Source organism: Pseudomonas sp. 25 R 14 (genome assembly GCF_900004755.1).
Classification (GTDB): Bacteria; Pseudomonadota; Gammaproteobacteria; order Pseudomonadales; family Pseudomonadaceae; genus Aquipseudomonas; species Aquipseudomonas brenneri.
Window position 1 is genome coordinate 9,756 of record NZ_CVTS01000013.1, and the last position, 20,190, is coordinate 29,945.

Below are 20,190 nucleotides of genomic sequence, written 5' to 3' on the forward strand. Positions count from 1 at the left end.
GGGCGACTAAACCCGATCACTGATAAGCAGTGACGGACCGCAGACTAGTCACCCATCCCAACAGGCACAAGGCGCCAAGGATTGTCTAGGAAACGTCCTGCAATTTAAAGGGATGCGCCTTGCTGGCCCTTTACAAACCATGACCAAATGCCAGCCACCCCACCGATCAAAATGTGGGAGCGGGCTTGCTCGCGAATGCGGTGGATCAGTCAACCTATATATTGGCTGATCCACCGCATTCGCGAGCAAGCCCGCTCCCACAGGGGATTTTCTACGCTTTTGAGGTAGTCGAGAACCAAACCGCCCTCCGTCGGTCAATGTGAGCAGCGCCACAGCCACTTGGCTGGCACTGATATATAGTTCACCCCTCAGACACCCCGACAACGAGTGCCCCATGCTTAACAAAGGATTGTTCCTGGCCTGCGCGCTGGCCCTGCTGAGCGCCTGCGATTCTTCCGATAAACCGGCTGCACCCACTGCCCCTGCGGCGGCGGTGACAGCGCCGCAGCCGGCCAAGGCTGCGGTGGATGTGGCGACGCTCAAGCAGCGTTATGCCGGCCGTGAGTTAAGCGTGGTGGACGTGTCTGAGGTGCAACTCGATGGCGCCAGCACTTTGTCGGTGAGTTTTTCGATCCCGCTGGATCCCGAGCAGAAGTTCGCCGACAAGCTGCACCTGGTGGACAGCAAATCCGGCAAGGTCGACGGTGCCTGGGAGCTTTCCGACAACCTGATGGAGTTGCGCCTGCGCCACCTGGAGCCCCAGCGCAAACTGGTGCTGACCGTGGACGCCGGGCTGCGTGGGGTCAACGACGCCAAGCTCGCCGCTGAATACACGGCACGCCTGGAAACCCGCGACCTGCAAGCCACCGTCGGCTTCGCCAGCCGTGGCACCCTGTTGCCGACCCGCCTGGCCGAAGGCCTGCCGGTGATCGCGCTGAATGTCGACAAGATCGACGTCGAATTCTTCCGCATCAAACCCGAGTCGCTGCCGGCGTTCCTCGCCCAGTGGGGCCGCAATACCAGCCTGCAAAGCTATGAATCCCGTGAACTGTTGCCCATGGCCGACCTGGTCTACGGCGGCCGCTTCGACCTCAATCCTGCGCGCAATACCCGTGAAACCCTGTTGTTGCCCATCGCCGGTCTCAAGCAACTGCAGCAGCCGGGCGTGTACCTGGCGGTGATGCGTGCTTCGGGCACCTACAACTATTCGCAGCCGGCCACGTTGTTCACCCTCAGTGATATCGGTCTGTCGGTGCACCGCTACGCCAACCGCCTGGATGTGTTCACCCAGGCGCTGGAAGGCGGCAAGGCGCTGGATGGCGTCGAGCTGGAAATCCTCGATGCCGAAGGCCGCGTGCTGGGCCAGGGCAAGACCGAGAAGGGCGGCCACGCGCAACTGCCGCTGCCGAAAAAGGCCCAGGTATTGCTCGCCAAACAGGGCGAGCAGACCAGCCTGTTGCGCCTCGACAGCGCAGCGCTGGACCTGGCCGAGTTCGATATCGGCGGCCAGCCCGCGCACCCCCTGCAATTCTTTGTGTTCGGCCCGCGCGATCTGTACCGCCCTGGCGAAACCGTGCTGCTCAACGCCTTGCTGCGCGACAAGGACGGGAATGCCGTCAAGCCGCAACCGGTGAGCGTCGAAGTACGCCGCCCGGATGAGCAGGTCAGCCGCAAATTTGTGTGGGACGCCGATGCTTCCGGCCTCTATCAATACCAGCTGCAACTGGCCGGAGAAGCGCCGACCGGGCGCTGGCAACTGGTGTTCGACCTGGGTGACGGCAAGCCGCAACTGTATGAGTTCCTCGTCGAAGACTTCCTGCCCGAGCGTCTGGCCCTGGAGCTCAAGGGCAGCGATACACCGCTCAACCCTGGCGACAATGCGGTTATCCAGGTTAATGGCCGTTACCTCTACGGCGCCCCGGCGGCGGGCAATCGCCTGAGCGGGCAAGTGTATGTGCGGCCGTTGCGCGAGGCGGTCAAATCGCTGCCGGGTTATGAGTTTGGCTCGGTGACTGAAGAAGAACTGAGCCAGGATTTTGAACTGGATGAAAGCGTGCTCGACGCCAAGGGCGAGGAAAAACTCACCCTGGAAAGCAAGTGGAGCGAGGCCAAGTCGCCGCTGCAACTGATCGTCCAGGCCAGCCTGCAAGAGTCCGGCGGGCGCCCGATCACCCGGCGCCTGGTGCAGCCGGTATGGCCGGCCGAGCAACTGCCCGGCCTGCGTGGCCTGTTCGATGGCAAGGAAACCAATGGCGATGGCCCTGCGGAGTTTGAAGTGCTGCTGGCCAACCAGCAGGGGCAGAAACTCGCGGTCGACAACCTCAAGGTGCGCCTGATTCGCGAACGCCGCGACTACTACTGGAACTACTCGGACAACGATGGCTGGAGCTATCACTACAACGAGAAATTCCTCAACCTCGATGAGCAGACCGTCAACATCAAGGCGGGCGACACGGCCAAGGTCAGCTTCCAGGTGGAGTGGGGCCCGTACCGCGTCGAAGTCGAAGACCCGCAGACCGGCCTGATCAGCAGCCAGCGTTTCTGGGCTGGTTACCAGGCCCAGGACAACACCGAAGGCGGCGCCGTGCGCCCCGATCAGGTCAAGCTGGCGCTGGATAAACCGGCGTATGGCGATGGCGATACAGCCAACGTCACCGTTACCCCACCGGCGGCCGGCAAAGGCTACCTGTTGGTGGAGTCCAGCGAAGGCCCGTTGTGGTGGCAAGAGATCGACGTGCCGGCCGAAGGCAAGAGCTTTGCGGTGAAGCTCGACCCGAAATGGTCGCGTCATGACCTGTATGTGAGTGCGCTGGTGATCCGTCCCGGCGAGCGCAAGGCCAATATCACGCCTAAACGCGCCGTGGGCTTGCTGCATCTGCCGTTGGATCGTACCCAGCGCAAACTGGGCCTGACCCTTAGCGCGCCGGAAAAAATGCGCCCCAAGCAGCCGCTGACGGTGAAAGTCGCAGCGAAAAACGCCGACGGCAGTGTGCCTAAGCAAGTGCATGTGCTGGTGGCCGCGGTGGACGTGGGCATTCTTAATATCACCGAGTACCCAACCCCGGATCCGTATTCCAGCCTGTTTGGCCGCAAGGCTTATGGCGTGGACCAGTTCGACATCTACGGCCAACTGATCGAAGCCGGCCAGGGCCGCCTGGCCAGCCTGGCCTTTGGTGGTGACGCGGCGCTGGCCAAGGGCGGCAAGCGCCCGGACACCAGCGTCACTATCGTCGCCCTGCAAAGCGCGCCGGTGACCTTGAACGAGAAAGGTGAGGGTGAGGTCAGCGTCAATATTCCCGACTTCAACGGTGAGCTGCGCCTGATGGCCCAGGCCTGGAGCGACGACCGCTATGGCATGGCCGAAGCCAAGACCGTGATCGCCGCGCCACTGATTGCCGAGCTGTCGGCCCCGCGCTTCCTCGCCGGTGGTGACCAGACGCGCCTGGCGCTGGACCTGTCCAACCTGTCGGGCAAGGCACAGAAATTGGATGTGCAACTGACCGCCGAAGGGCAACTGACCCTGCTGGGCGAGCCGTCCCACAGCGTGCAACTGACCGAAGGCCAGCGCACCACCTTGCAGATCCCGGTGCGCGCGCTGGGTGGCTTCGGCCAGGGCAAGGTCAAGGTCACGGTCAATGGCCTGGACCTGCCGGGCGAGAACCTGCCGGCGTTTACCCGTGAATGGACATTGGGCGTGCGCCCGGCCTATCCGGCGCTGCTCAAGCAATACCGTGCGGTGCTCAAGGATGAAGCCTGGAGCCTGCCAGATGCTGAGCTGGCCTTGTTTGAACCGGCTGGGCGTGAGGCGTTGCTGAGCCTGTCGAGCCGGCCGCCGTTGAACCTGGGCGAGCAGATTCGTGCACTCAAGGCCTACCCGTATGGTTGCCTGGAACAAACCGCCAGCGGCTTGTACCCGTCGCTGTATGCCGATGCCACCGTGCTGGCGCGCCTGGGTTTGACCGGCGAGCCGGATGCCGAGCGCAAGCGCAAGATCGAATTGGGTATCGAACGCCTATTGGGCATGCAGCGCTACAACGGCAGCTTCGGTTTGTGGGGCGCTGATGGCGAGGAAGAGTACTGGCTGACGGCCTATGTCACCGACTTCCTGCTGCGTGCCCGCGACCAGGGTTTTGCGGTGCCGTCTGAAGCGCTGAAGAAGGCCAGCGAACGTCTGCTGCGGTATGTGCAGGAGCGCAACCTGATCGAGGTCGACTACAGCGACAACGCCGACCACACACGCTTCGCCGTGCAGGCCTACGCCGGACTGGTGCTGGCGCGCAGTCAACAGGCGCCGTTGGGCGCGTTGCGTAGCCTGTTCGAACGCCGCAGCGATGCACGTTCCGGCCTGCCATTGGTGCAGTTGGCGATTGCCTTGCAAAAGATGGGCGACCAGCCCCGTGCCGACCAGGCATTGCTGGCCGGTCTGGCGGTGAAACGCAAAGCCAATGAATGGCTGGCCGACTACGGCAGCCCTCTGCGTGACCAGGCGATGATCCTGGCTCTGCTCGAAGAAAACGACCTGGCCAAGGGCAAGCGTGAAGAGCGTCTGTTCGAGCTGTCGGACCAGATGGCGGCCAGCCCATGGTTGTCGACCCAGGAGCGCAACTCGCTGTTCCTCGCCGGCCGTGGCCTGCTGGGCAAGCCGGAAATCAACTGGACTGCCCAGTTGCGCAGCGGCGGCGAAACCCGCGAGTTGAACAACGGCCAGTCCGGCCTGAAGCTGGAAGGTCCGTTGCTGGCTTCACCGTTGACCTTGCGCAATCAAGGCAGCGAGCCGATTTACCAGCAACTGAGCATTTCCGGTTATCCACAGCAGGCGCCAGCAGCCGGTGGCGAAAACCTGAGCATTCGCCGTGAGTACCTGGGCATGAATGGCCAGCCGTTGAACCTGCAGAACCTGCGCAGCGGTGATCTGGTGCTGGTACACATTGCCGTCAGCGCCAACAAGCAGCGGGTACCGGATGCACTGGTGGTGGACCTGTTGCCGGCCGGCCTGGAGTTGGAGAACCAGAACCTGGGGCAGAGCGCCGCCAGCCTGGAAAACGCCAGCAGCCAGGTCAAGGAGTGGCGTGAGTCGATGCAGAATGCGTCGATCAAGCACCAGGAGTATCGCGATGATCGTTATGTTGCCGCGCTGAACCTGGACGGCTATGGCACCACGCACTTGCTGTACCTGGCTCGTGCGGTAACGCCGGGGACTTACCGCGTACCGCCGCCGCAAGTGGAGTCGATGTACCGGCCGAACTGGCAGGCAGTGGGGGAAACCCCGGTGGATATGGTGATCAAGGGGCGTTAAGCGCCCCACCTATGGGAGTGGGCTCTATCTTTAATGTGGGCCCCTCCTCCATAGGCTGTGTATTTAATGCACAACCCAACTGAGCAGCCACAACCCCAGCATCAACCAGATAATCCCCATGATGATCGAGGCACGCATAAATGCCCGGACTGCCGAATACAGCAGCATCAGGCCAATGATCAGGGTGATGATGCTGACGATCGAGGTATCCATGCCCAAGGTACGGGACAAGCCATCGATAAAATTGCCGCCGGCATTGGTCAGGGCGCCGAACAGGCCGCTGAGCCCGTCGACGATAAAACGGATGACCGAACCGAGCGCCTGGCCCAGCCATTCGAAAAAGCTTTCTACCTGCATATGAGTTTCCTGATGAAAGGGTGGGCGTATCTGCCGGACCTGAGCCTTTGGTCGTTAATCGCCTGGGCGAGTTCCCTTAAAGCATAGAGGTTTGCCCGTTTGAATTTGCGATTAGTTGCACGCTGGGCCCTGGGTAGCCTGTTGTTGGTGATTGCCCTGCTCTGGCTGGCCGACCGCCTCTGGCCTTTGCCCCTGCCCAAGGACGACCTGGCCCGCGTGGTGCTGGCCGAAGACGGCACGCCCTTGTGGCGCTTCGCCGATGCCAACGGCGTATGGCGTTACCCGGTCGCCACCGGTGAAGTCTCGCCGTATTACCTCGATGCGCTGCTGACCTACGAGGATCGTTGGTTCTACCAACACCCCGGCGTCAACCCGCTGGCCCTGGTGCGGGCAACCTGGCAGAACCTCTCCGGTGCGCGGGTGGTGTCGGGCGGTAGCACCTTGTCGATGCAAGTGGCGCGCCTGCTCGATCCGCATTCGCGCACCTTGCCGGGCAAGTTGCGCCAGCTGTGGCGCACGGCGCAGTTGGAGTGGCATCTGTCCAAGGACCAGATCCTCAACCTGTACCTGAACCGCGCGCCTTTCGGCGGAACCTTGCAGGGAGTGGCGGCGGCCAGTTGGGCGTATCTGGGCAAGTCGCCGCAACAGTTGACCTATGCCGAAGCGGCCTTGCTCGCGGTGCTGCCCCAGGCACCCAGTCGTCTGCGCCCGGATCGCCATCCGCTGCGCGCCCAGGAGGCCCGGGACAAAGTGCTGCGGCGGTTGGCCGAGTTCCAGGTCTGGCCGCAACCGGCGGTCGACGAGGCCCTGGAAGAACCCCTGTTGCTGGCGCCGCGCCTGGAACCCAGCCTGGCGCCGCTGCTGGCACGCCGCCTGAACCGTCCCGACAGCCCGCCGCTGATTCGCACCACGATCGACGCGACCCTGCAACGCCGTCTTGAAGACCTGCTGCTGGGCTGGCGCGCACGCCTGCCGGAGCACACCTCGGCGGCCATCCTCGTGGTAGAGGAAGAAAGCATGGCCGTGCGCGCCTACCTGGGCTCGGTGGATATCAACGATGCGCGACGCTTTGGCCATGTGGATATGATCAGCGCCCTGCGTTCGCCAGGGTCGACCCTCAAACCCTTCCTGTATGGCATGGCCCTGGACGCAGGGCTGATTCATTCCGAATCGCTGCTGCAGGATGTGCCACGGCGCTATGGCGATTACCGGCCGGGCAATTTCTCCATGGGTTTTACCGGCGCGGTGCCGGCCAGTACGGCGCTCTCCAGCTCGTTGAACCTGCCGGCGGTGCAATTGCTGGAAGCCTACGGGCCCAAGCGCTTTGCCGGGGAAATGCGTATCGGCGGCATGCCCCTGGCGTTGCCGGCGCTGGCCGAACCGAACCTGGCGTTGATCCTCGGCGGGGCTGGCAGCCGTCTGGAGGACCTGGTCGGCGGCTACAGTGCGTTGGCCCGTGACGGCAAGAGCGCGGCGATCCGCTTGCAGCCTGGGGATACGCTCAAGGAGCGCCCATTGTTATCGCCGGGTTCGGCGTGGATCGTGCGGCGCATCCTTAGCGGCCAGGCACGGCCGGATCGTGATCCCCGGGCCGAGTTGGTACAGCGCCCGGTGCTGGCCTGGAAGACCGGCACCAGTTACGGCTTTCGCGATGCCTGGGCCATCGGGGTCGGGCCACGCTACTTGATTGGCGTGTGGATCGGTCGCCCGGACGGCACCCCGGTGCCGGGCCAGTTTGGCCTGGCCTCGGCGGCGCCGTTGATGCTGCAAGTGCACGATGTGCTGACCAACCGCGACAGCCAGCGGGGTATTACCGCGCCCGTCAAACCTGTGCCGATGAATGTCGGCGTGGCGGCGATCTGTTGGCCCCTGGGCCAGCCCATGAGCCGCAACGACCCCAATTGCCGGCGCCAGCGATTTGCCTGGACGCTGGACAACACCACGCCACCGACCTTGCAGGCCCTGGATCAGCCCTTGGGTGTCGGCTTGATGGAAACCGTGTGGATCAATGCCAAGGGTTCGCGCGTGGCCGCCAGTTGTCCGGGCGCGGTATCGCGAGACATTGCCCTGTGGCCTGCACCGCTGGAACCGTGGTTGCCGAGGATCGAGCGGCGTGACGCACGCATCCCCGCGCCAGACTCGGATTGCCCGCCGCCGGCGTTGGCGGCGTCATCGCCGTTATCGGTGGTGGGCGTGCGTGAGAGGGATCAACTGCGATTGCCGGCAGGCAGCCAACAGCAACTGCGCCTGAAACTGTCGGCGTTGGGCGGCAGTGGACGGCGCTGGTGGTTCCTTAACGGGGCGCCGCTGGGCGACAGTGCCAACCAGGACAGCATCAATGCCAGCCTGGAGCAGTTGGGACGCTATCAACTGAGTGTGCTCGATGAGGCGGGGCAGACGGCCAGGGTTGAGTTCAGCGTGGTTGATTAGATCGCGATGGCGCCCTGACAGGCTCCGCAAATTTAGTTGCCATCCCCGCCTTTGAGCCCGAAGCTATACCCCTTCAGGAGCGCCCCATGAATCTCGAACACCTCACCGAACGCATGCATCGCATCCGCGATAACAACGACTGGAAACAGTTCCACAGCCCGAAAAACCTGGCCATGGCCGCCAGTGTCGAAATGGCTGAACTGGTAGAAATCTTCCAGTGGTTGAGCGAAGACCAATCCCGCCAGTTACCCGCCGACAAACTCGCCCACGCAGGCCAGGAAGTGGGGGACATCGTGCTCTATCTCCTGCTGTTGTGCGGTGAACTGGGCCTGGATATGAACCAGGTGGTAAACGCCAAGCTGGCCGATAACGAGCGGCGGTTTGCCCATGAGTGATCGTCATTTCGACCAGTTGGCGACGCGGTTTGCCGAGAAAATCTACGGTGGTGCCAAGGGCGCGATTCGCCTGGCGGTGCTGCAGGCCGACCTGATCGAGGCCCTGCCGGATCGCCCCTTGCGCGTGCTGGATATTGGCGCCGGCCTGGGCCATATGTCGTTGTGGCTGGCCGAACGCGGGCATCACGTGACATTGGCCGAACCTGCCGAGCCGATGCTGGAAGGCGCCCGCCAGCGTTTCGCCGAGGCGGGGCAGACTGCAACCTTCATCCAGGCGCCGTGGCAGGACCTGTTGGGTCAGCTCACCGAACCCTATGACCTGGTGCTGTGCCACGCGGTGTTGGAATGGCTGGCCGAACCCCATGCGATCCTGCCGGTGCTGCACCAGTTGACGACGCCGGGCGGCTGGTTGTCCCTGGCGTTCTACAACCGCGATGCGCTGATTTACCGCAACTTGCTCAAGGGCCACTTTCGCAAGATGCGCAAGAACGACATGGCCGGCGAAAAACAGAGCCTGACCCCGCAACAACCCCTGGATCCTCGGGAATTGGCGGCGCAACTTGAAGGCTTGTGGCAGGTCGAAAGCCAGAGCGGGGTGCGGGTATTCCACGACTATATGCCGGTGGAGTTCCAGGCCCGCGCCGACTTGCAGGACTTGTTGGAGATGGAGCTCGCTCACCGTCGTCACCCAAGCTTTGCCGGACTTGGGCGTTATTTGCACTGGATCTGCCGTCCGGTTTAAGCGGCCCAGTCTGCGGAGATCGAAATGAAGCGCTGTGCATTGATCCTGCTGTGCCTGGGGCTGGGGGCCTGCTCCAGCAACAACCCGTATGTTGCGGCGTCCAAGCCGATGCCGCCGGCGCCTGCCCAGGCGGCCAACACCTTTGACGCCAGCGCTTACCCGGCGCCGGTGCGTGATTATGGCGCCTACCGCAACTGGGCCTGGCGCAACGGCCAGTTGCCGGCGGGCTCGGCCTGGGCAGATCCTGCGCAGATCGCCGAAGCCGTCAGTGGCGCCCTCGACCAACGCGGCCTGCGCCCGGTGCATGACCAGCGTGCGCCGGACCTGCTGGTCAGCGCCGATGTGCACCTGGAGAAGCGCTTGCGTCAGGTGCAGGACGATTATGGCTATGGCTACGGTGGCTACAATCGCTATGGCAACGGCTACGGCATGTACAACTCGGTGCCGATTGTGCGCACCTATGAAGTGCAGGTTGTGGTGGTCCGGGTCAACCTGTTCGATGCCCGCACGGGCCAGCCGGTGTGGAGCGCCAGCGCCGAAACGGGCAGCCAGGGTAGCTTGAGTGAACGCGGCGATGCCTTGCGCCAGGCTGTGCAGAAGGCGATGACGGCGTATCCTCCGAGTTAACAGCTATTCTCATCTCAGGTTGGGTTTGCCCTTTGGAGAACTACCATGTTGCGTCGTATCGCTTTGCTCGCTTTTGCCGTGCTGCTGGGCGGTTGCCAGACCAATCAGGTCAACCACGACTTTGACGCCAGCCGCGACTTTGGCGCCTACCGCAGTTGGGCCTGGAAAGACCCGGCGTTGCAATACCGTCCCGATGATCCGCGGATCAAGAGTGACCTTACCGAACAGCGCATCCGCCAGGCGGTGGCCGACCAGCTCGACCAGCGCGGCCTGCGCCCGGTCGCCCCTGGGGCCAAGGCTGACGTGAACGTGCAGGCCTACCTGATCGTCGAAGACCGCCAGCAACAAGTCACCACCAACTACGGCGGCGCCTGGGGCGGCCCGTGGAATGGCTATTGGGGGGCGCCGATGTACAACGAAACGCGCAACGTCACCTATAAGGTCGCCACTCTCCAGATCGACCTGCTGGACGGCAAGGACGGCAAACTGGTGTGGCGCGGCAGCGACGAGCAGATGATGAGCAGCTCGCCAAACCCGCAAGACCGCAGCGCGGCGATCCGGGCGACGGTGACCAAGGTGCTGTCCAACTACCCGCCACGCTAAGTCACGCTCGGCCAGTCCCGATCTGTGTCACAAGTACCGATCAAATGTGGGAGCCGTCGAGCCCCAGCGAGGCCGCGATGGGATCGGCGCGGTGTACCTGTTACACCGCAGCGCCCGCATCGCAGGCAAGCCAGCGCCTACAGGTTCCGTCAGTCGCCAAATATGGCTACTTGCCAGCGTACCTTCCAAGCCTTGTCTACACTGCAGTTCACTACAGGAGAGTAAGCGCTCGGCAGTTCGCCGGCAAAGGAGTGCTCGATGTCTCCCCGACTTCGTTCTGGCCAACGTGGCGCAATCGGTCTGGTGTTCGCCGGGACCTTGGCGTTGGCCCTGGTGTTTCTGTTGCTGGTGGTCGATAGCGGCCGCCTGTACCTTGAAAAACGCAAGCTGCAGGCCGTTGCCGACACCGCCGCCCTTGAAGCCGCCAATCGCGGTGGGCAGTGTTCAGGCAGCACCACCGCTGTTGATTACGCCAAGCAAAACGCCACCCGTAATGGCTTCACCGTCGTCGCCAACGACAACAGCCGCGCGCTGGCGGTGAGCTGTGGGACGTTGTTGACCAATGCGGCCAATGTCCGTGTCTTTACTGTCGATGCAACCAAGAGTGATGCCATTCGTGTGGTAGCGAGCCGTACTGTCTCTACGGGTATTGCCAATGGGGTGTGGAGGTTGTTCAGCGGGACGTACAACGCCAATACCACATTGACGGCTACGGCGGTTGCCGCGCTGGCGCCGCCGGTGGCGCAGTTGACGATTAGAAGTTCGCTTGCCTCTGTCAACACCGCGAAGTCTGATCTTCTTAATTTGGTGGTCGGAGGCATGCTCGGCGGTAACCTCTCGATCACCGCCGCAGGATGGGAGGGCTTGGCCTCGACCGACATTAACCTGCTTAGCTACTTGGATCAGTTGGCCATTCAAGCGCAGGTTACGGCTGGGGACTACACGACACTGCTCGACACCCTGGTGTCACCAACTCAACTGCTCAATGCAGCGGTTACGGTTCTTCAGCAAAATGGAGCTGCGGCTTCGGTTGCGCTTGGGGCTACGAGTGCAATCCAACTGATAGCCAAAAATACGAAAATCCTGAAGTTGGGGGATTTGTTGGACATAGCCAATGGAACGCCCACCGAAGCGCTTAATACCAATGTGCAGTTACTTCAGTTGATCCAAGGCGTGGCTCAGCTTTCCAATAAGAAAAACGCAGTGAGTGTTACAGGGCTGGTCACTATTCCATTGGTTGGCTCTGTATCTATAACGACGAAGGTTATCGAGCCACCGCAGCTTTCAAACATCGGAAATCCACTCAAGGCGAAGCAAGGGCTAGCCACCAATACCGATCAAATTTATGTGCGTACGGCGCAAGTCAGGACGCTGGTATCTATAGATGCTTCGGTGCTCAAGGACGTTAGTTCTATCGTGTCTGGGATCGCGGGATTGACGACGCCTGTCCTCAAGGTAGTTAAAGGAGTATTGAGTCTGGACTTGCCTGCGATACTGGGTGGTGTTCTATGCGTCCTCGCATGCGACCGTACTGATATCGCAATCGCGACCAAGTTGGACATTTATATCGAGGCCGCCAGCTCAGAAAGCCATGTAACGGACTTCAGTTGCGCGACCCCAGCTACGAAGTCTTTGACTGTGCTGGCTCATAGCTCAATTGCCACTCTAGCTATCGGTGATATAGATCCTGCTAAAGCTTTTTCTCCTTCTGTCCCTGTGGACGTCCAACCCATACGGCTGATTGATATCGGTACAAGATATTGTTCACTGTTAGGTGGCTGTAGTGCTACACGCAAAAGTAATGTTGGTGGTGGCTTTCTCTTGAAGGCCGAATCCACTATCGGCGAGCGAACCCAAAGTTTGCTGTATATGCCAGTTGCGGAAATGAATGCGAAGTCTACCTATCAGAGCATCAGCAGTATCGACATCGTCAACAGTCTGGGAGCCACGTTGAGTGGCCTTCAGGTTACCTACAAACCTCCTAGCGGGAGTGCATCGAGTAGCCTGCTTGCAGGTGTTGCAGATAGCTTGGCTTTGGTTGTAAATCTTCTGGTTACGGCAATTCAAGGCCTGCTCTCACCGCTACTCGATCCTATCGTCAATGGCTTGCTCAGCGGCTTGGGTATCAACCTGGGCAACGCCGAAGTCGGCGCCAACCTCACCTGCCATATGGGCCGCGCCTACCTCGTCATCTAACCCCCACCCACCACCGGCAACTCCACACAAAACCGCGCCCCATGTTCACTGTTGACGACGCTCAACCGTCCGCCCATGTTTTCCACAATGCCGTAGCTCACCGACAACCCCAGCCCGGTACCAACACCGATGGGCTTGGTGGTAAAGAACGGTTCGAAAATCCGTTCCAGCAACCGTGCGTCGATCCCGCCGCCGTTATCTTCAATCCAGATCCGTACATGACGGCTGTCGTGTTCGCTGTACAGCGCGATCCAGGGTTGGAAGTCGTGGTTTTTTTCATGTCGGGCCACGAGTGCGTCGCGGGCGTTGACCACCAGGTTGATCAGCACCTGTTCCAATTGGTCGACATGGCCGTTGACCTGCACATTGAAGTCCATGGGGGTGATGCGCAGGTCCACGCCTTTGCCGCGCAGGCCTTCGCCCAGCAGTGACTGGGTACCTTCCACCGCCTGGGCCGGGTCGAAAGGTTGTTGCTCGACCTCCGAGCGGCGGCCGAACACACGCATATGGTCTACCACCCTGGCTGCGCGCTGGACCTGGGCGTCGATGCGCTGGAGTTTTTCCGTCAGGTAATCGATCTGCACGTCGCCGTTGCCCAGGCGCTTGAGCACATTGACGATGGCCATGCGCATCACGTTCAGCGGCTGGTTGATCTCATGGGCCAGGCCGGTGGCCATTTCGCCGAGGGTGGCCATTTTCGCGCTTTGGGTCAGTTGCTGCTGGGAGCGACGCACTTCGGTGTTATCGCGGCCCACGGCCTGGATTTCCTGCAACTGGCCGTGCTCGTCGAACACGCCACGGTCGGACCAGACCCACCACGCATGTTCGCGCCCCGGCAGTTGCAGGCTGATTTCGGCGGTGCTGACGGGAAATTCCGGGCTCAACTGGCTGATGCGTTTTACAAAGGCGTTGCGTTGTTCGGCCGACAGCCATTCGCCCAGGTTGATCCCCGGTAACTGTGCGGGCGTGCATTCCAGGTAGTTGGCCAGGGGCGTGTTGCCGAAAGTCAGGGTCAGGTCCGGGCGATAACGGCAGATCATCGCCGGCGAGTCTTCCACGAGGATCCGGTAGCGCTCCTCGCTTTCCTTGATCTGTTGCGCGGCCAGGGTCGCTTCGGTGACGTCCAGCCACAGGCCGACGGCTTCCACCGGCAAGCCGAGGTCGTCGCGCAAAAGCTTGGCTTCGTCCAACAGCCAGTGGTAATTGCCCTGGCGATCACGCACCCGGTAGCGGCTGCGCACGCTGCCTTCACGCAGCAGTTGCCGGGTGCGTTCGAAGTACACATCGCGGTCGTCGGGGTGTACCCATTCCACGGAGGTGTCGTGGGTGCATTCGGCCAGGGTCCAGCCCAGCAGCGGCAGCAGGCTGTCGCTGAAGAACGCCGGGTGCAGCGCGCCGTTGACGTAGCGCTGGACGTAGATCACCGCCGGGGAGCTGGCGATCAGGTTATCCAGGCGCGCATGGGCGGCGGCGGCCTGCAGTTGTTGGTTCTTGATGTCGCTGATATCGAGCATGAAACCGATCCAGCGCCGCTGGTCGCCGGCACCCAGCACCTGGCCCTGCACGCGGTACCAGATAGGGTTCTGCTTGGCGTCGGTACGCAGCAGGCGCACGCTGGTCAGCAACGGTTTGCTTAGGGTTTGCAGGTCTTGCAGGCGGCTGTTGAGCTCCTGGCGGTCGGCGGGGTGAATCAACTCCAGCCAGTTGCCCAGGGCTTGCCTGGTCGGCGCATCTTCCGGGCTCAGGCTGCGCATCAGTTGTGGTGCCAACAGGATCTCTTCACCGCTGCTCAGCAACTCCCACCAGCCGGTGCCGAGCAGGCCCTGCAAGGCTTCCACGCGCTCCAGCTGCTGGTGATGACGCTGCTCGCGCAGGCGGCTGAGCAAGGGGGCGGCGAGGGCGGCGGCGAGGTTCAGCCAGTCACGCTCGTTGACGTCGGGGTGGCCGCTGTAGAACCCGCACAGCAACCAGGCGGCGACCCCCTGGCTATCGCGATAGGGCACCAGCAAGCCCTCGGCATTGCCAAACACGCTGTACAGGCGTGGGTGCTCACTGCGGCCCTGGAGATGTTTGAGGCTCAGTGGGGTGTTGCCGTTGAGACTGTCCAGGCAGGTGCCGAGGCGTTGCCCCGGCGTCCACAGTTGCGGCGCGTCATGGGCGCTGTGGCTGCTGTAGACCAGCCAGTCCTGATCCTGCTGGTCCAGCAAAACCATGGCCACGCAAGGGATGCGCCAGCGCTGGGCGAGGCTGCGCAGGTGGTCGTTGAACACTTGCGGCAGGCGCGTCAGGCTGCAGACGCGCAGTTGCTCGCTCATCTGGCTGGCAAGTTGATGGTTCTGTTCGCGCTGCTGGGCCAACTGCCGGCCTTGCAGCAGGTCGCTGATATCCAGTAGGCGCAGGATCCAGCCATCGCCATCGGGCTCGACCCAGCCACGGGTATGCAGGATCGTGTCGGCGGCACCTTGGAAATCCAGGTCCAGGCTATTGCGCTGCCAGTCGACGGGCGTGCCTTCGATACTCAGTGCGCCAGGCAGGCACAGCAGGTCGCGCAACAGCGGTTGGGGCTGGGCGCTAAGGTGATGGGCCAGTTGCGGGCGCAGCGCACGGCTGATCTGCAGCACATGGCCTTGCTGGTCCAGGCGCAGGTGCAGGCCGGGGCTAGGCTGGCTGGCTGGGGCTTGCAGGGCCTGGGCGCTGCTGCGGCCGAGCAGCCTGCCGAAGATTTTGTCACCGGAGGTCAAAATTGCAGGCTCGACTGGGCATGCAGTGTCGTTGGCAGCCTGGGCACCGTGCCAATGCCTGGCAGGACAATAAACGGCAGGACATTCTTGAGATTAGCCGAGGGGTAGTTGATTTCGACGGTCAGCACCCCGGCGGTGTAGGTCGGGTTGATATGGCCCGCCTGGAACTGGAAGGTGGCGGGAATCCACTGCAATTGGCTTTGCACGGTCTGGGTCGCCCGCAGTATGAGCGCAGCATTGTAGTTGGGGGTGCTGGGGTCCAACGCCACGCTGCGGCGCACGGCCTCGGCCGTGGCCTGGTTGAACGACTGCAACAGCAACAGCGGCAGGCTGTAGCTGACCATGGCATAGAACACGGCAAAAAAAATCACGAAGACCGCCGCAAACTCGATGGCGACGGCACCTTTTTGCTTTCTAGGGAGGCTGGTTTTCATCACTGCGACTACCCTGACTGCTACTACCTGATATCAGCATAGAATCAATCAGCAAAAAGGGACGGTTTTTACGTGATCCAAGGCCTCGTGGTTTTTGTCTGGTTGGTGGTGTGTGCGGTGCAGGACGTTCGCCAGCGGCAGATTGCCAATCGCCTGACCCTGGGTGCCGTGCTGCTGGCGCTGCTTTACCTGATGTGGAGCGGCTCGACATGGCTGGGGACCTCCAGGGCTGAAGGGGTGTGGGCCTTCTTCCTGGCGCTGCTGTTGACGCTGCCCGGCTACGCCCTCGGGCGCCTGGGCGCCGGTGATGTGAAGCTGCTCGCGGCGTTGGCACTGGCGTCGAATTCGACCTACCTGTTGTGGTCGCTGATCGGTGCCGGCGTGGCGAATGTCGCCTGGCTGATCTATGGGCCGCGGCTGTTACCACTTGTCAGTCAAGGTGTTAGAGCGCGCCTGGGTTATCTGGTGGTAGACCCGTCAAGGAAGCTGCCCTTTGCGCCGTTTCTGTTAGTGGGTTTCACCCTGGCCTGGCTGTGGCTCCATTAGTCGTGGATGCTCTCTATCGCTATGTACATAGTCGGAAAGTACGTCTAAGTTTATTTACACAAGCAAGTAGGAAAGTTCTTCGGAACGGATAGGTCAATCTTTGGCTTGCCAGGCATGGAGTAGCGCGTGAACAAGCTTACGTCTGCAGTAAAAGTGCTCGTGGTCGATGATCAGCCGCTGATCGTGGAAGAGCTTTGCGAGTTTCTCGAAAGCAGCGGTTATCGCTGTGTCCCTTGTGAATCCAGCCAGCAGGCCGTGCAACGCTTCAGCGAGGACCCGCAGATCGGCCTGGTGCTGTGTGACCTGCATATGCCCGACATGGACGGTATCGAGTTGGTGCAGGCACTGCAAAAAATCGCCGGCAAGCAGCGTGCATTCGAAGCCATCATGTTGACCGGTCGCGCCGACAAGCAAGACGTGATCAAGGCCTTGCGCGTGGGTATCTCCGATTACTACCAGAAGCCCATCAACCTCAATGAGTTGCTGGAAGGGTTGCAGCGTCAGGAAGCTGCGCTGGAAGAACGCCACAAGAATCTGCATCTGGGGAATTTGAACCAGAAGCTGCAATACCTTTCAGAATCCATCGACGACTTGTACCAGGACCTGGACAAGGTCCGTCGCGGCCCGGCGGCGCGAGCCGATGGCGAAGGGGCAAGCGAGGAGACCGAGCGCCTGGAGGTGCCGGCGATCTTCAATCAGTTGTCACCGCGGCAACTGGACGTCGCCAGATTGGTGGGCAAGGGCCAGACCAACTACCAGATTGCCTGCGAGCTGGGCATCACCGAGAACACGGTCAAGCTGTACGTGTCCCAGGTGTTGCGCCTGACCCATATGCATAACCGCACCCAACTGGCATTGGCGCTGTCGCCGAGCAGCTCGGCATTGCGCCAGCGGGTGACGGCGCACTGAGGATTACTGATTACTCAGGACATGCACAAAACCAATGTGGGAGCGAGCAAGCCCGCTCCCACATTTTGAGTTGAGGTGTATCCGATAAATTTTCAGTGATTGTCAGGGCGTTTGGTTTATTTGCTGCCACCCGAGCCCCCGCCAGCGCTGTCCTCGTCGAACTTCTCGGGGATCGCGAATTTCTTGCTTTCCAGCAAACGCTGCAGCGCCAGTTCGCGTTCGGCGAACGTTGCCTGTTGCACCGTGGGCGAGGCGGCTTGCCCGCTGACTTGCAGCCCCAGCCAATGCTCGGTTTCCTGCTGGGCCTTGGACGAGGGGCCCGGCTCGATGGCCAGTACCGTCAGGGGCAGGGCCAGCAGCGTCAGGCTGGCGAGGTAATGGAGTTTCATCGTCGGCTCCTTCAAGCGCTTACTTGATTAGTACAGGCGGTGTATCGCTGGCCGCCGCGACCTGATCCTTGGCAACTGGCGCGCCGGCAGCCTTGAGTTTCTCGGCCCGGGCCTGGGCCTCGGTGACCTGCTCGGGGCTCAGGCCCACCTGGCTGGCCAGTTGCGCGGCCTGCCCCCAGTTGTCCTGGTAGATCAACAGGGTCACCAGATTGACGGCGGCCAGTTGGTCGCTCTGCTTGAGCTCCATGGCCGTCATGAACTCAAAACGTGCATCTTCCATTCGGCGTTGGTTGAGGTAGACCACGCCCAGGTCATTGCGGATTTTCTCATCGGTGGGAGCCAGTTGCGCCGCGCGTTGCATATGGGTCAAGGCCTGCGCGTTGTCGCCCCGGGCCGCTGCCAGTTGCCCCAGGCCGTGTTCACCCTCGGCCGCCATGCAGGTGCCCAGCAGGCTGCGGTACAGCGGTTGTGCCTCACTGCGCCCGAGCAGGCGGTAGACCTTGGCCTTGCGCTGGCGCACTTGCGGCAAAGACTCCGGCAGGCTTTGCAGGTTGGCCAGGCTGGCGTGCATTTTCCCTTCATTGGCCATGTCGTCAGCCAGGTTCAACGACAGCTCCTGTTCGGAACTGGGCTTGGCGCAGGCGCCTGGCGACATGAGCGCCGACCACGGTGCCTGGCCGTTGCTGGCACAGCCGCCGAGCAGCAGCAGGCTCAAACCGGTAATCAGTGCTTTCATCGAGCGCTCCTCAAAAACTGCTCAGGGCCCGGGAGATCGCAATGAATGCCGGCCCCCCCAGCACAATCAATAAAGCGGGAAACAGGAAAACCATCATCACCACCGACATCTTGGCCGACATCTTCGAGATGAACTCCTGCAAGCGGGTGAGGCGGCGGTCATCGAGCAGTTGCTTGAGGGCCAGCAGCGACTTCATGGCGCCGCCGCCCTGTTGGATCAGTTGCTGCAAAATGATGCAGGTGTCGGTGAACTCGTCCACGGCCAGCAGCCTGGCGGTCTTGCCCAACTCCTCACTCAGTTCCAGGCCCGAGTCGACCCGGGACAGGATCAACCGCAGTTCCTGGGTCAGCGCGGGCAACAGGCGTTGCGCTTCAACGCTGAGCACGCGCAGGGACTGTTCTACCGCCATGCCCGACTCGAACAGAATGCGCAGCAGCGGGATGAAGGTCGACACCTCGCGGGAGATCTGTTGCTGCCGGGCCTTGGCGGCACTGGCGAGGATGCGCTTGGGGATCAGGTAGCCCAGGCCCAGGCCGAGCAGGGGCGCGATCCACGGGGAGTCGACACCGGGAAAAATCACTTCCTCGCCTATCAGGATCACGCCTGCCAGCACCAATGGCACACCAATCTGGCAGGCGGCGAAGATCGAGCGTTGATTGGCTTTGCGCCAGCCCACACGGTTGAGCAGGATCTGCGTTTCGTTATCCATGCTCACTGAGCGCTGGGCCAGTTGGCTGCTGCCAAACTGGGTGAGCAGGGTACCGAATCGGTCGCCACGCACCAATTGGCCTTGCAGGCGCTGGTTGACCAGGCGCTGGCGACGGCGCTGGGCCATGAGCTGGCCGGCGATCAACACGAGTGCAGCAAGAAACAGCAGGGCACTGATCAACAGGACCATCTCAAATACTCCGCAACATGCGCCACATCGTCAGGCAGCCCAGCACCTGCATGGTGAGTGCGGCCAGCAGCATGTAGCGGCCGCTGTCGTCGTTCCACATGGTCAGCAGGTAGCCGGGGTTGATCATCATGAAATAGCCCACCATCGCAATCGGCATGCCGGCCAGCACGAAGGCAGTGACGCGCGTCTCGCCGGTCATGGCACGCAATTGCCGGGCGCCTTGTTCCCGTTCGCGGATGACCTTGATCAGGTTCTCCAGCAAGTCACTGGCGTTGCCGCCATAGCGGTGGTTGACCTTGAGCCCCAGGGCAAGCATGCGGAACTCGTCCTGCTCGTAGAATTCGGCGAAGTCACTGGCGGCCTCGGGCAGGCTGACCCCCAATTGCACGTTGCGCTGGATACGCCCCATGGCGGGCTTCAAGGGCTCCTCGGTGCTGTCGATGGCCCCCAGCAAGGCGTCGGCCAGGGTGCGTCCGGACTTCAGGCTGCGCACCGTATGGTCGAGCACTTGTGGCAGTTGCTCGACCATCCGCTTTACCCGCCGCCGATAGCGCCAGGCGATGTACAGCCGCAGTATCAAGGGCGGCAGCACAACCATTGCGGCCAACCCGAGCCAGCTCCACACCAGAAAGCCCAGCACCGCGCCCAACACCCAGCAGGTCACCCACAGGCCCAGGCTGTCGGTGGGCTTGCCCAGGCCCGCACGCTGGAACATGCGCTCCAGGGCGACCCAATGGCCACGCTCTTCGGCCAGCAGCGGCTGCCCTTCGGCGAGTCGCTCCAGGACCCGATCGGTTTCCGCCTGGCGCAGGCCACTGAGGAACAGGTGCACCGACACGCCAATCAGGATCACGCAACTGAACATCAGGATGGCGCCGGTCATGATGACGC

General features: G+C 62.0%; 16 protein-coding genes. 9 read left to right on the forward strand and 7 right to left on the reverse strand.

Annotation, left to right across the window (positions count from 1 at the left end; all coding sequences use genetic code 11):
- The first annotated feature begins 394 nt into the window (after nt 1–394).
- On the forward strand, nt 395–5,296 hold the full coding sequence (locus BFQ03_RS02285) for an alpha-2-macroglobulin family protein (RefSeq protein ID WP_065942403.1): 4,902 nt from the start codon (nt 395–397) through the stop codon (nt 5,294–5,296).
- Between the two features lie 63 nt (nt 5,297–5,359).
- On the opposite strand, the gene BFQ03_RS02290 is transcribed toward BFQ03_RS02285, so the two are convergent.
- Nucleotides 5,360–5,653, reverse strand: coding sequence for a hypothetical protein (locus BFQ03_RS02290; protein WP_032859808.1), 294 nt, complete (start codon nt 5,651–5,653; stop codon nt 5,360–5,362).
- 99 nt (nt 5,654–5,752) lie between these two features.
- Between BFQ03_RS02290 and pbpC the strand changes: the two genes are divergently transcribed.
- From pbpC to BFQ03_RS02320, 6 genes are all read left to right on the forward strand, one after another.
- Nucleotides 5,753–8,083, forward strand: a complete 2,331-nt coding sequence (gene pbpC, locus BFQ03_RS02295) for a peptidoglycan glycosyltransferase PbpC (protein ID WP_065942404.1) — start codon at nt 5,753–5,755, stop codon at nt 8,081–8,083.
- Nucleotides 8,084–8,169: 86 nt separating this feature from the next.
- The gene (locus BFQ03_RS02300; RefSeq protein WP_032859807.1) at nt 8,170–8,478 is read left to right on the forward strand and encodes a MazG-like family protein; all 309 of its coding nucleotides are present in this window, start codon (nt 8,170–8,172) and stop codon (nt 8,476–8,478) included.
- Complete coding sequence (locus BFQ03_RS02305) at nt 8,471–9,220, forward strand: methyltransferase (RefSeq protein WP_032859805.1); 750 nt, start codon at nt 8,471–8,473, stop codon at nt 9,218–9,220. The genes BFQ03_RS02300 and BFQ03_RS02305 overlap by 8 nt, the downstream gene beginning before the upstream one ends.
- Nucleotides 9,221–9,244: 24 nt before the next feature.
- Nucleotides 9,245–9,847 (forward strand): DUF4136 domain-containing protein, encoded by a 603-nt coding sequence (locus tag BFQ03_RS02310; protein ID WP_029297619.1) that lies wholly within the window; start codon nt 9,245–9,247, stop codon nt 9,845–9,847.
- A 45-nt stretch (nt 9,848–9,892) separates the two neighbouring features.
- Nucleotides 9,893–10,450 (forward strand): DUF4136 domain-containing protein, encoded by a 558-nt coding sequence (locus BFQ03_RS02315; RefSeq protein WP_065942405.1) that lies wholly within the window; start codon nt 9,893–9,895, stop codon nt 10,448–10,450.
- A gap of 258 nt (nt 10,451–10,708) precedes the next feature.
- The gene (locus tag BFQ03_RS02320; protein WP_065942406.1) at nt 10,709–12,646 is read left to right on the forward strand and encodes a pilus assembly protein TadG-related protein; all 1,938 of its coding nucleotides are present in this window, start codon (nt 10,709–10,711) and stop codon (nt 12,644–12,646) included.
- Here BFQ03_RS02320 and BFQ03_RS02325 read toward each other — a convergent pair.
- Entirely contained in the window at nt 12,643–15,387 is a 2,745-nt protein-coding gene (locus BFQ03_RS02325; RefSeq protein WP_065942407.1) for a PAS domain-containing sensor histidine kinase, read from the reverse strand. The genes BFQ03_RS02320 and BFQ03_RS02325 overlap by 4 nt on opposite strands.
- Nucleotides 15,384–15,821 (reverse strand): TadE/TadG family type IV pilus assembly protein, encoded by a 438-nt coding sequence (locus BFQ03_RS02330; protein WP_032859799.1) that lies wholly within the window; start codon nt 15,819–15,821, stop codon nt 15,384–15,386. Before BFQ03_RS02330 ends, BFQ03_RS02325 begins: the two co-directional genes overlap by 4 nt.
- A 72-nt stretch (nt 15,822–15,893) precedes the next feature.
- Here BFQ03_RS02330 and BFQ03_RS02335 point away from each other — a divergent pair, with 72 nt between their 5' ends.
- Together BFQ03_RS02335 and BFQ03_RS02340 are read left to right on the forward strand one after the other, a co-directional pair.
- Nucleotides 15,894–16,367, forward strand: coding sequence for a prepilin peptidase (locus BFQ03_RS02335; protein WP_065942408.1), 474 nt, complete (start codon nt 15,894–15,896; stop codon nt 16,365–16,367).
- A 126-nt stretch (nt 16,368–16,493) separates the two neighbouring features.
- Nucleotides 16,494–17,276, forward strand: coding sequence for a response regulator transcription factor (locus BFQ03_RS02340; protein WP_032859796.1), 783 nt, complete (start codon nt 16,494–16,496; stop codon nt 17,274–17,276).
- 116 nt (nt 17,277–17,392) lie between these two features.
- Here BFQ03_RS02340 and BFQ03_RS02345 read toward each other — a convergent pair whose 3' ends face one another.
- The 4 genes from BFQ03_RS02345 to BFQ03_RS02360 are packed head-to-tail and all read right to left on the reverse strand — an operon-like array spanning nt 17,393 to nt 20,182.
- Entirely contained in the window at nt 17,393–17,665 is a 273-nt protein-coding gene (locus BFQ03_RS02345; RefSeq protein WP_032859795.1) for a DUF3613 domain-containing protein, read from the reverse strand.
- A 19-nt stretch (nt 17,666–17,684) separates the two neighbouring features.
- Nucleotides 17,685–18,401, reverse strand: coding sequence for a tetratricopeptide repeat protein (locus tag BFQ03_RS02350; protein ID WP_065942409.1), 717 nt, complete (start codon nt 18,399–18,401; stop codon nt 17,685–17,687).
- 10 nt (nt 18,402–18,411) lie between these two features.
- Complete coding sequence (locus tag BFQ03_RS02355; protein WP_032859792.1) at nt 18,412–19,299, reverse strand: type II secretion system F family protein; 888 nt, start codon at nt 19,297–19,299, stop codon at nt 18,412–18,414.
- Nucleotide 19,300: 1 nt separating this feature from the next.
- Nucleotides 19,301–20,182 carry a type II secretion system F family protein gene (locus tag BFQ03_RS02360; RefSeq protein WP_032859790.1) on the reverse strand — a complete coding sequence of 294 codons (882 nt, stop codon included), beginning with the start codon at nt 20,180–20,182 and terminating at the stop codon, nt 19,301–19,303.
- Nucleotides 20,183–20,190: the final 8 nt, after the last annotated feature.